This window comes from Actinoplanes regularis (genome assembly GCF_900188005.1).
GTDB classification, from domain to species: Bacteria; Actinomycetota; Actinomycetes; order Mycobacteriales; family Micromonosporaceae; genus Actinoplanes; species Actinoplanes regularis.
Genome location: NZ_FZNR01000011.1, coordinates 112,729 through 124,619 on the forward strand (window position 1 = coordinate 112,729; position 11,891 = coordinate 124,619).

Consider the following 11,891-nt stretch of genomic DNA (forward strand, 5'->3'; position numbering starts at 1 on the left):
GCGCGATGGCCCGCTGAGCCGAGAGTGCTGCCGGTTGTCCGGGCTCAGTCGTCGCCGTCGGGGACGAGCATGTTGAGGAGCCAGCTGACGATGCCGACGAGCAGCGCGCCGAGGACCGCGGAGGGCCAGAAGCTGTCGACGTGGAAACTCAGGTCGAGCTGACCCGCGATCCAACTGGTCAACATGAACAGCAGGCCGTTCACGACCACCGCGATCAGGCCGAGGGTGAAGACGTAGAGGCCGCAGCCGATCGTTTTGATGATCGGCCGGAGGACCGCGTTCACCAGACCGAAGATCGCCGCGACCGCGAGGAGCGTGCCGGCCTTACCGGCTGCGGTGCCCGAGACCTCGATCCCGTCGATGACCAGAGTCGCGATCCACAGTGAGACTGCCGTGATCGCGAGCCGGATGATGATGCCCATGGCAGGGGATCGTGCCACGGCCGTGCCAGTGGTGGGTACGACACGCTGCGATCTTCATCCGGCCGCCGCCGGATATTCCGACATATTGCTATCTACTGCGCACCTATTGATCGGCTCGGATCCCCGATCAGGACCTTCTCCACAGGGGTGGGGGAGAGCGTCGCCCATCGAACCGCCTGCCGGTTGACGACGCCGATCATCCCGGGGCGCATCCGGGTGAGCAGGCGGCCGACCTCGCCGAGGTTGAGGGTGGTGCCGATCAGCTCGGCTTGATCAGCTCCCGTCGGTTGCAGCAGAACCAGGTCGGCCTTGACCGCCGTTGCCACGTCCCTGGCCCTGAACTCGTCCCGCAGGGTCAGCGTCGCCTCCCATGGCCGGCCCTCACGCCCGTTCCCGTTCCCGTTCCCGGTTCTGCTCCCGTTCCCGTTCCCGGACCCGTTCCCGGTTCTGCTCGCATTCCCGCTCCCGTCGCCGCTCCTGTCCCCGGGCGCAGCTCTCCCGATGCTTGCCGTGACTTCTTGACGGGTCGGCGCGGGACCGATGCCGCCGTTCGTACGCGGCCGCACGTCGTACACGCCGGAGGGTTGGGCGGTGATGGGCCCTGGTGAGGGCCCTGCCGCCCGCCTGAGGTCGAGGACGGTCAGCAGCGGCCGCAGCGGAGCCCCGGGCGGCATCTCGACGGAATGACCGGGTGGCGCCAGAAGGATGGAGTCGCTGGCGGCGGCCGTGCCGCGGGCGAACGGCACCCACTCCTGCGGCCGGCGAGTGCGCACCAGCACCCGTGCGCCGACCGCCAGCGCCCGAAACGCCAGCAACTGCGCGCACTGGAGCCCACCGACCAGCATCACCTGGGTCGGCTCGGGCCGGAACAAGCGGACCTGCAGCGGGCGGCCGTGCCGATCGCGGCCCACCACGACGCCGGCCCGACCGGTCGGCAGCACGAGCCGGCCGAACCGCTCGGTCGGGGACAGACGCCGTCTCGACGACCCCTGCGGCCCTGCGGCCGAGCCGCTCGCCGACGTGCCGTGGTGCCCGGATGGCCACCTCGAAGGTCCGTGTGGCCAGTCCGGCCCGGCCCGGGGCGGATCGCCGGACGTGCCGAGCGGCAGTGTCGCCGCAAGCCCCTGGAGATGTTCGCCGTCCCGCCGCCGGAGCCGGAGGCGCTCCCCGGCAGCCAAGGTGTGCAGGGCACCGGTCGCCATCTCCAGCAGGGCCGGGTCTGGGGCGGTCAGCCTTATGGAGAGGCTGATCAGCGGCCGATCGGTGGACTCGGGTCCCGGCAGGTCGGCGGTCAGCGCCACCGTGGTCGCCGCGACCGGAAGCAGGAGCAGCCGAGTCATCGACTCGGCGGACGGCGCAGCCCCGGCCTCGGGCCGGGCCTGGAACGTCACTTGGGACAGCTCGCCGGCCCGCAACCTCGTCCACTCCTCGCGGACGGCAGCGGGCGGATCGGCATACGCGAGATCGGTCAGCGTGCGCACCGCCGCGGCACGGTCCAGCGGCCGCGCGTTCAAGCGTTTGGCCAGCTTGCGCACCAGTCCGGTGAGGGCCCCACGCAGGTCTTCGTCCGCCCAGCCCTCGGCGCGCAGCACGCGGACCGCGAGAACTGCCCGGGCGTGCCCGAGCACCGGGCCTCCGGCGAGCGAACGGTAGGAGATCCCGACCGGGCCGTCCCCCGCCGTGATCGCAGGCGCGGGCGCCCCGGCCAGCAGGAGTTGAACCCGGCACGGTGGCCGCTCCCGGCCGTCCGCGGGTAACAGCTCCCAGGGCGCGGCCAGCTCGGGCTGGGCCTCGACCAGCACGCCGACCGGATCGCCCAGCTCGAGAAGCATGGTGAGCCCGAAGTCATCGGCGAGCATCGCGCCCGGACCGCCGGGGAGATCTGCCGACGTCATCTGAGTGCCCGGGGCGGCGAGGTCGAGCACCGTGGCGGCGGCCCGGCGGCGGATGCCGAACCGCAGAGCGGCGACGATCCACTCGAATGCCCAGCGCTCGCCGGTGCGCAGCCAGGTCAGCGTGAGCAGGAGGGCGGCGCCGACCGCGGTGAGGAGGAAGGTCGGACCGCCCACGACGGCACCGACCAGGACGAGGGCGGCGGCCGCCTGGGTGGTGATCACCTGATGGAGGCGAATGCCGAGGGTCCGCGCCGGGCGGGCCGTGGGCGTGCGGGCTGCTCGCCGTGTCGCCAGATCCGCTGCCACGCGCACCCCCTCGATCGCATCGATGGTCTTGCGCGGCTCATGGTAGGGCGAAATTCGGATCGGCCGCGCCCGTTGTCCACAACAGCGAGTTATCCACAGGCCAGGATTGGGGGGTTCCGCCGCCGTCCGCCCATCGCCTAGCGTCGAGCCCGGAACGTGACCAGGCGATCACATTGAGGTTCGACGCCTGGTCGCGAGCCCGATCAAACCCGATGACCAACGTCGATGCGTAAACCACTGCGACAAGCGTCGACAACAGAGACCAGGGGGTGATTTCAGAAATGGCGTACACCAAGGCGGACTCCGCGGCAATGAAGAGCGCCGCCGCGAAATTCGACCAGGCGAACGGCACGCTGCAGTTGATGCTGAGCACGCTGATGTCCGAGCTTTCGGTCCTCAGCGGGTCCTGGAAGGGCCTCGGCGCGAGCGCTTTCGAGCAGGTCAAGACGCAGTACGCGGCCGACCTGCGGAGCCTCAACAACGCGCTCGCCGAGACTGCCGAGTCGATTCGGGCGTCCGGAGCCGGCTACCACGCCACCGACTCCGACGCCGCCAGTCGTGTCGCCCGCAGCGGCGGCACCTTCACGCTGCCGCTCTGACTTCCCGCTTCCAGGAGGATTTCTCGTGAACGACGGAGTTCTGCTCGTCAACTTCGGCGCCCTGAAGCAGGCCGGCGCCGACATAGACAAGGCGCTCGGCACGCTGCGATCGCAGCTGGACCAGCTGGAACAGGACGCCGCGCCGCTGGTGGCGACCTGGGCTGGTGATGCCCGTGAGGCGTATGCGCAGCGTCAGGCCAAGTGGCGAGCCGCCTCGGCCGACCTGGAGGCCATCCTGCGCGGGATCAAGCTCGCGGTGGACGAGTCGGCGGCCGACTACGTGGCGACCGAGCGGGCGGCCACACAAAGGTTCCAGTGACGAGATGGTGTACCCGTTCGGGCGCTCCTTACGGCCCGATCCGGGTGGGTTGAGGTCGCCCGTTCGCGTGCTGCTCCGAGCGGTTGACACGGCTACCATCGGTTGTTGGATCATTGCGCCGGGCGATTGGACCGCCTGGAGCGGCTCGGCGCGGCCGTGGATCGGACATGTCCGGATACAACTCGGCCATCAGCGCACAGCCGCCCATTGTCATTGCGGTCTGGCCTTGTAGGTTATACGCGTTGAGATGGCTCAGTCGCACGTATGGGAGAGGTGGACGTGTCCGAGTGGGAGCCGGTTACGGACGCTGAGGTTGCGATGCGCGACGCGTTGCGTATCGACGACCAGGAGTCCTATTTCCGCATTCTCGCCGGTGTCGACCTTCTGTTGCCGGTTTCCGCCGACGCGCTCGCCGGTGTGGCGCCGCTCGGCTGGGGCACCTGGAGCACCGGTGGGCGCACACATGTGCTGGCGTTCACTTCGCAGGAGGCGTTGCACTCCTGCCTCTCCGACTACACCGGCTCGTCGCGCCGGGTGCCGTACCCAGAGCTCGCCAACACCTGGCCCAACCTGGAGTGGTGGCTGGCGGTAAACCCCGGCCTGCCGATCGAGGGCTACCTGCCGGCCTGGTTCGTCGCTCAACTCGCGCGAGGTGATCTGCGGCTTCCGACCCGGGGACCGGGGCGGGAAGTGCACACCACCTCCAAGATCCAGGAGCTGGGCGCGGCCGCGCTCGCGGCCAACCGGTCCGGTGACGGCTCCGGCGGCCCTACCTACGACAACTCGGCGACGGCGGCGGCCGCGCCGGGATATCCGGTTTCTCCCGCCGCGGCGTCGACTGCCGCCGGTGCTCCGGCCGGCCCGTCGGGCATGCCCGGTGTTCCGGGCGGTTCGGTGCCCCCTCAGGTCGATTCCGGCGGCGCGCCGCAGCCTGGTCCGCGGCAGCCAAGCGCTGCCCAGCCCGGACCGGTTCCCTCCGGCCTGCCGCGGCGTGATGCGCCGCAACCCGGCCAGACCCAGCCCGGCCAGCCTGGCCAGACCCAGCCCGTTCCGGCGGCTGCCGCGCAGCTCAACCCCGGTTCTGGTCCGGGCATCGTGCCCGGCGGGCCTCAGCCCGGCCCCGGCACCCTGCCCAGTGGGCCTCAGTTCGGTCCGGGCGCCGGCCCGCTGACGGCGCCCGTGCCGGGCGCTCAGCCGACGGGGTCCCCGATGGTCCAGCCGAGCGGCCCTTCGACGCGGGCGCCGAGCATGCCCACCCGGTCGGCCACGCCGTCGGGGCTGCCGATGCGGACCCCGGCCTCGGCGGATCCGTCCGGCCAGCCGGTCGCTCCCGTCGTTGCCTCGAGCCGCCCGGCGGAACAGGTTCCGGCCGCCTATCAGGCGCCGTCCATTCCGCGGGACTTCCCGGGCACCCCCAGCGCTCCGGCTGCTTCTCCGGCGGCCGCAAGCCTGCCCAGCCGGGTTCCCATGGGTAGCGGCACGGCCACCCCCGGCTGGAATTCCGACTCCATGCCCTTCGGGCCGGACAACGACCCGCGCGGGCCGTTGCAGGACCTGAACGCGCCGCTTCCGGTGCGCACCCCGATGGCGAACACTCCGCCGATTCCCGAGCACGTCAAGCCGTATGACCCGGCCGAGGCCCAGGTCGACCCGGGCTGGGCGGCGATCGGCAGCGGGCGTAACCCGAGCCTCACACCGCCCGCCGGCCCACCGGTCGGACCCGGCGTCGGCATGCCCGCTGGTTATGGCGCCGGCCTGCCCGCTGGGCAGGGCATGGGCGCGCCGGCCGGTCCGAGTGCCAGCTCGCTACCCACCCGGGGCGGCACCGACCTGCCGCGGCGTCAGCCCGGGCAGGCCGCCGGTCCGAGCCAGACGACGTCGTTCTCCGGATTCACCAACGCCCGGACGATGCCGGCGTCCGCGCCGGCTCCGAGCTTCCCGCAAGGTCCGGCATCGCCGCAGGCCGCCGCCGCGCAGGGTGGCCTGTCCGAGGCTGCGCCGGCCCTCGGTGCCCCGCTTGCGGGTGCGCCGGCTCCGGGGGCCCCGGCCGCGTCGGACGGGCCGGGTAACTCGCTGCCTCGCCGCCAGGTCACCCCGCCGTCGGAGCGGCCGTCCTCGATGGCGGCCGCGGCTCAGGCGATCACCGGTGGGCGGACCCCGGCTCCGGATCCGAGCCTCGCGCAGCGCGATGTTCCGACAGCGGCAGACCGGTTCGGTCCGTCCGGACCGCCTCCGGCGCTGCCGCGATCCGACTTCGGCCGTCCCGGCGGCCAGTCGGCCCCGCCCGCGCCGAGTGGTCGACCGGGTCTGCCCCCGCCGGTGATTCCGGGAGCTCCCGGTGCCGGCGCTGCTGCTCCCGGCCCTGTCTCGGGAGCGGGCGTTTCCGGCTTCGCCGCCCCGGGCAGCCCTGCCTCGGCCTACCCGGCATCGGGCGGTCCCACTTCGGCTTATCCGGCTTCTGGCAGTCCGGCCTCGGCCTATCCCGCGACCCCGGGAGATCCGGCGTCCGGCTACGGCGCCCCGACCGGTGCTCCGGGGTACGGAGCACCGTCCGCGTACGCCCCGGCCGCTCCCGGCCACAGCGCCCCCGTGGCGTCCGGCTACGGCGCTCCGGCGGCTCCCGGTCCCGTGCTCGGCATGCCGCCGCAGGGCAGTCCGGCCTCGGCGTACGCGAGTCAGGCACAGACGACCCGAATCCCGTCGGCCGTCTCGCCGGCACCGACCTCCGGCGCCTCCGGGCTCGGGGTCACCGGTTCCTCGACCGGTGGCGGCCCGGGCCGGGAAAGCCGGGTCCACGACAACTTCGTCCCGGCCAACGACACCGAGCGGGAGCTGCAGGACGCCGCCGACGCCGGCAACACCGACGTCTTCCTCTCCACGCTGCTGCTGGCGAATGTGCTGGTCCCGGTGGCCCACCACTCCCGGCCAGGCAGCGCGCCCGGGGAGTCCGGCTTCGCGTTCCAGCCGGAAGAGGTCGAGGGCGACAAGTACCTGATCGTCTTCACCAGCAAGGACCGGCTCTCCGAGCACCACAGTGAGCCGACCCGCACGGTGGGCGTCCGGTTCTACGAGCTGATCCGCAACTGGCCCGACCCGAACTGGTCGTTCGCCGTCAACCCGGGCACCCCGGTCGGCGCGAAGTACCCGGGCGCCCAGATCATCGCCCTGGCGAACTGGGCTACCGAGGCCGGTCTCGGTGCCGATCCGATCGAGGGGCCCGCCGTCGAGGAGCCGGGCGCCACGGTGCCGGCGCCCGAGCCGGCCAGCGACGAGGCGCAGCATGCCACGGTGATGCAGAAGACGATCGCCGCCGATCAGGTCGATTACTACCTGGACCGGGGCTATGACCGGGTGGCGGGCTTCGTGCACCGGGCCTCCGAGGTCGAGCACCTGCGGACGCCGGCCGAGCTGTTCGGCGCCCTCGGGCTCAACTACGACGGCTCGCCGTTCCAGCTGGATGCCAAGGAGGCGTTCGTGCTGCGCTGGCCGGCCTTCCGGCCCAGCCTGTACCGGATCCCCTACGGCGGGCAGAACGAGCAGGCGCTGCGCGCGATGGACGGCTGGGTGATCGAGCGGCCGCCGTTCCGGGGCAACGGCTTCGCCCCGGGTGAGGGACGCGACGTCGTCGCCGAGTTCAAGGTGGACAGTGTGCGGTTGCCGCACGGTGCGCAGCTGTGGCGCACCGACGTCGACGGCAACGAGCGCATGGTGGCGATCTTCGACGCGGACGGTCCGCTCTGGCGCCGGGTGGGTGAGCAGTGATGCGCGACGGTTATGTGGTGAGCTGGCAGGGCCAGGAGTACGACGCGGTGCCGGACGGCGACAAGGTGCGGATCTACACCACCCGGTCGACGGAGGGCTTCACCGAGGTGAAGCCCGGGCGCTACGTGCAGGTGCTGAAACCGGGCGAGTTCGACGAGGTCGCATACGTGCGGACGATGTGCACCTGGCGCGGTGAGCCGTTCATCGTGCTCGCCGAGGCGGACACCTGGCTGCGGTTGGAGTACACCGGTGGCCGTGCCCCGGTGGCCCAGCGGCTCGGCCTGGAGGAGTTCGACTACGGCGTCTACCAAGGCTGGGCGCCGGCGGCCGAGGTGTCCGACATCTACGAGCACCGGGTCTGAGCGACAGCGGCGACAAACCGCGCCGGGTTTGAGTGACGGCGGTGACGAACGGCGCCGGGTTTGAGTGACGGCGGTGACGAACGGCGCCGGGTTTGAGTGACGGCGGGGACAAACGGCGACCGGGTCTGAGGGACAGCGGGGACAAACGGCGCCGGGTCTGAGCGACAACGGTGACGAACGGCCCCGGCGCGGGCCCGATGGAAAGCGGATCAGGCCGGGGTTTTCAGCCAGCGCAGGATCTCGCCGGTGATCAGGTCCGGCGCCTCCTGGTGGATGAAGTGGCCGGCGCCCGGAAGCAGGCGCCACTCGTACGGTGCGGACACGTAACGCCCCGAGCCCTGGGCGGTGCGGGGCAGGATCGCGGTGTCCAGAGCCCCGTGCAGCTGCAGGGTGGGCATCACGAGCGGCTGCTGCATCAGCTTGACGAACCGGTACCCCTGCAGCCGCAGCGCGCTGCGCGCCACCCAGCGGTACGCCTCCAGGGCGCAGAACGACGCCTGCGGGATCTGGATCGCCTGCCGGCACCGGTAGGAGTAGTCCGCGAACTCGGGGGTGCCCGCCCATTCGGGGCTGCTCCAGTGCTCCATCAGCTCGCCGATCAGCGCCGCGTCGTCCCGGGTCAGGACATGCTCGTACCGCGGAACCTGGAATTTGAGGATGGTGGCCGACGCCGCGAATTGACCGCGCGGGTCGGCGAAGAGGGCGGCCCGGAGCCGCAGCGGGTGGGCCGCGCCGAGCACGACCAGGCGGTTGACCAGCTTGGGATGGAACGCGGCCGCGGCCCAGCCGATCATCCCACCGGCGCCCGCGCCGACGATCGTGGCGGAGCGCTCGCCGAGGGCGCGGATCAGGCCGGTCACGTCCGCGGCCATGGTGTATCCGTCGTACCCCCGCGGGGGTTTGTCGCTCAGGCCGTAACCGCGCAGGTCGATGGCGGCGGCACGGAAGCCCGCGTCGGCGATCCGGGGCAGGATGTCGTGCCAGGCCCACCAGAATTCGGGGAAGCCGTGCAGGAAGAGGACGAGCGGTCCGGTACCGACCTCGACGACATGGAACCGGCTGCCGTTGGCGCCGACGAAGCGGTGCGTCCAGGGCCCTTCCTCCAGTACCACCGACTCGTCCATGCGGTCAGCCTATGCTCCGCTGTCATGACCGGCGCACGGCACTGTCAACCCGGTCAGGATCATTTGATCGGCTCCGCGGCGACCATCGCCATCAGCTTCCCCGGCCCGCAGTAGATCCGCAGCAGCGTGGACTCCAGTTTCACCCTGACCCGATCGTTCTGGGCCAGCGTGATCCCGCCGGCGTTGTAGAGGGCGTAGCGGGTCCCGTCGTCCGTGGTGAGGCCGTAGCAGGGGCCACTGCCGCCCTGGGTGACCATGCCGGCCACCCAGCCCGTCTCCGGCAGGTTGTCGGTGGGTTCCTTGGGCGGCTTCGGTGTCTTGGTGATGGTGGGCAGGTCGCTGGGGGCGGCCTGGGGTGGCGCCGTGGAGGGTGCGGAGGTGGGCGAGGAGCCGCTGGCGGCACCGCAACCGGCGGCCACCGCGATGGCGGCCACCGCGATGCCGATCCGGAACGTGTGAAGACTGCGCATCATTTCATCCTTCTCTCGCGAAGCGTCATCGGTGGGACGAATCGCGGCGCGTAACGGTTCCGGAAAAGGGGCAGCGCCCGGGGAGTAGGGTCCCCGGGCGCTGCTGGTGGTGCGGTTCGGATCAGGACAGGGTCAGTACACCGCGACGGTCATCGAGGTGCCGAGCTGGCCCAGCACCGCGATCTTGACGCCCACGCCGGGCAGCTTGACGCCGGCGTTGGGAGTCTCGTCGTAGTAGTACTTGTCCTTGTCGTTGAAGATCGGGTCACCGAGCTGCGGCTTGATGACCGACTTCGCGCCGTTCAGGTGCAGGGTCATGCCGTCGGTCGGGTACAGGCTGAACGGAGCGTCGTAGACCTGGACCCGGGCACGCCACGGAACACCGGTGGGGTTGTTGAACGGCTTCGGGTGCGCGTCGATGATCAGGTTCCGACCCGACCCCGGGTGCACGTTCGTGTTGTTGTCGACCTGGGAGGTGTCCCAGTACGAGACCAGCAGACCGGTCTGGTAGTTGTAGTGCTCCACCCAGTCCGGCTTGGTGGACGCCCACCCGAAGTTGTACGGGCCGGTCTCCAGGTACTTGTCGTACGAGGTGTAGCTCCGGTAGCCCGCGATGTAGTAGTTCGGGAAGTTGCTGGTGCTGGTCGAGCCGACGATGCTGAAGCCGGCCGCGGTCCACGTCGAGGTGCCCTCGGCGCCTTCCGTGGAGACGACCGCGCCGTCGGCGGTGATGGTCAGCTCGTCGCCGAAGAAGCCGCCCTCGGAGACACCACCGTCGGTCACGTAGTGCAGGCGGAACAGGATGCTCTTGCCCGCGTACGCGTTGAGCGGCACCTCGATCGGCTTCCAGGCGTTGTCCGAGGAGCCGGAGATCGCCGGAGCGCCGCTGCCGTCCTTGACGAACGCCTCGCCGCCGACCGTACCGTCGAGCTTGGTCCAGTTGGCGCCGCCGTCGGTGGAGGCCTCGGCGTACAGGTAGTCGTATTCCGCCTCGATCGCGTACCGGCCCGCGAGCGAGACGCTCGCGGTGGTCTTGCCGGTCAGGTCGATCGCCTTGGACAGCGACACGTTCAGGTCGTCCGCGTTGCCGGAGAAGAACTGCTTGCTGCCGGCGAACGGGGCGCCCAGATCCGTGGTGACCGCCTTGTCGGGCAGGTTCACCACCACGGCCTGCTTCTTGTCGCTGTTGTACTCCTGCGGCCCGAGGTTGACGATCTTCTTCTCGCCCGCCTTGACCGCCTGGTAGTTGAGCCAGCCGAGCTGCAGCTTGTTCCACGCGCCCAGGTCACCCGGGTGGGTGCCGATGGCCTGGTCGTTCTTGGCGCCGAGCCGGCTCTGCGCCATCAGCGTCCAGTACTCGTTGCTGTTGTCGCCGAGGCCGCTGGTGTCGTAGTCGTCCGGGAGGCCCAGGTCGTGGGTGTACTCGTGGACGAAGACGCTCAGGCCACCGTTCTCCGGCTGGATGGTGTAGTCGCCGACCCAGAGGCCGGTGTCGCCGACCTGGGCGCCACCGAGCAGGTTGCCGGTCGGGCCGGTGGCTCCCGCGTCGGACGAGTAGGCGTACCAGCGGTGGCTCCAGACCGCGTCCTCACCCTGCTGCGGGTCACCGTCGGCCTGGTCGCCGCCGGCGTGGACGATCTGGAAGTGGTCCAGGTACCCGTCGGGCTCGTTGAAGTTGCCGTCGCCGTCGAAGTCGTACCGGTCGTACTGGTCGTACGTCGCCAGGTCCGCCTTGACCTCGGCCGGGGTCTTGCCCGCGGCGATCTGGTCGGCGTACCACTGCGTGACGGCGTCCTTCACCAGCGCCCAGACGTTGGTGCAGTTGCTGCTGGCGCAGACCGCCGGGTCGTCGCCGTTGGCGTCGGTCGGGTTGTCGTTCGACCGGCCGTACCGGGCCTCGTTGTACTTGACCTTGACCCAGTCGGAGACCTCACCGTCGACGCTGTAGCGGCCGGACGACTGGGTCTCGAAGTAGGTCTTCACCGACTCGGTGTTCTTGCCGGTGCCGAAGTACAGGTTCCGGAAGTAGTCGGCCGAGTAGTTCGACTGCCACACGGTGGAGTTGTCCACCGTCCGGTCCGGCTGGGGAATGACGTTGTGCAGCGGACCCTCGAAGGTCGAGGGGCCGGCGGTCGCCGTTGTCGTGTCCTGGTCGGGGTACGACGGGTGCCGCTCGCTGCCGAACTCCGTGAGAATCACGAAGATCTTGTCGGTCCGTTCCCGGGCCAACTCGACGTACTGGTTCTTGCCGGGGTGGCCGAAGCCGCCATTCCCGTAGGTCTTACCGAGGTTGACGACCTTGCTACCGTTACGAATCTCTACTTTGGACTCGCCGCTGACCACCTGGGAGACAGCCTCCTCGCGCAGCGCGCGACGCTTCTCCTCGAGCGGGTTTGGCAGGTCATCGACCGGGGTGTTATCCCCGGTCTGTGCTACCGGAGCCAGATCCGCCGCCGGTGCCGCCATTGCCATCGTCGGAGCCATCGCTCCGACGGTGGTCACCATCGCGGCGCCGAGCAGTCCCACGACTACCTTGCGCACTACGTTTACCTCCGTTTTAGCGGCTGGGCACGGTGTGCCGAGCCCAGCGTCAAACGGCCCCGGGGTTCGGGACTACAGGTGAACGTATGCA

Annotated in this window: 9 protein-coding genes; 4 read left to right on the forward strand and 5 right to left on the reverse strand. The window is 70.5% G+C overall.

What is annotated here, in order from left to right; translation table 11 throughout:
• Positions 1-44: 44 nt before the first annotated feature.
• Both CHC09_RS26750 and CHC09_RS26755 read right to left on the reverse strand, forming a co-directional pair.
• Positions 45-422: a phage holin family protein gene (locus CHC09_RS26750; protein ID WP_089295967.1), complete on the reverse strand. Its 378-nt coding sequence runs from the start codon at positions 420-422 to the stop codon at positions 45-47.
• 92 nt (positions 423-514) lie between these two features.
• Entirely contained in the window at positions 515-2,539 is a 2,025-nt protein-coding gene (locus CHC09_RS26755) for a hypothetical protein (protein ID WP_089295968.1), read from the reverse strand.
• Between the two features lie 365 nt (positions 2,540-2,904).
• Here CHC09_RS26755 and CHC09_RS26760 point away from each other — a divergent pair, with 365 nt between their 5' ends.
• The 4 genes from CHC09_RS26760 to CHC09_RS26775 all read left to right on the forward strand — a co-directional run bounded on the left by CHC09_RS26760 (position 2,905) and on the right by CHC09_RS26775 (position 7,665).
• Entirely contained in the window at positions 2,905-3,222 is a 318-nt protein-coding gene (locus tag CHC09_RS26760) for a WXG100 family type VII secretion target (protein ID WP_089295969.1), read from the forward strand.
• A 25-nt stretch (positions 3,223-3,247) separates the two neighbouring features.
• Positions 3,248-3,541, forward strand: a complete 294-nt coding sequence (locus tag CHC09_RS26765; RefSeq protein ID WP_089295970.1) for a WXG100 family type VII secretion target — start codon at positions 3,248-3,250, stop codon at positions 3,539-3,541.
• A gap of 279 nt (positions 3,542-3,820) precedes the next feature.
• The gene (locus tag CHC09_RS47850; protein WP_239138622.1) at positions 3,821-7,303 is read left to right on the forward strand and encodes an SseB family protein; all 3,483 of its coding nucleotides are present in this window, start codon (positions 3,821-3,823) and stop codon (positions 7,301-7,303) included.
• On the forward strand, positions 7,300-7,665 hold the full coding sequence (locus CHC09_RS26775; protein ID WP_089295971.1) for a hypothetical protein: 366 nt from the start codon (positions 7,300-7,302) through the stop codon (positions 7,663-7,665). Before CHC09_RS47850 ends, CHC09_RS26775 begins: the two co-directional genes overlap by 4 nt.
• Before the next feature lie 209 nt (positions 7,666-7,874).
• Here CHC09_RS26775 and CHC09_RS26780 read toward each other — a convergent pair whose 3' ends face one another.
• From CHC09_RS26780 to CHC09_RS26790, 3 genes are all read right to left on the reverse strand, one after another.
• A complete protein-coding gene (locus CHC09_RS26780) occupies positions 7,875-8,789 on the reverse strand; it encodes an alpha/beta fold hydrolase (protein ID WP_089295972.1) in 915 nt (304 codons plus the stop codon).
• 59 nt (positions 8,790-8,848) lie between these two features.
• A complete protein-coding gene (locus tag CHC09_RS26785) occupies positions 8,849-9,259 on the reverse strand; it encodes a hypothetical protein (protein WP_239138619.1) in 411 nt (136 codons plus the stop codon).
• 132 nt (positions 9,260-9,391) lie between these two features.
• On the reverse strand, positions 9,392-11,785 hold the full coding sequence (locus tag CHC09_RS26790; protein ID WP_179277300.1) for an immune inhibitor A domain-containing protein: 2,394 nt from the start codon (positions 11,783-11,785) through the stop codon (positions 9,392-9,394).
• Positions 11,786-11,891: the final 106 nt, after the last annotated feature.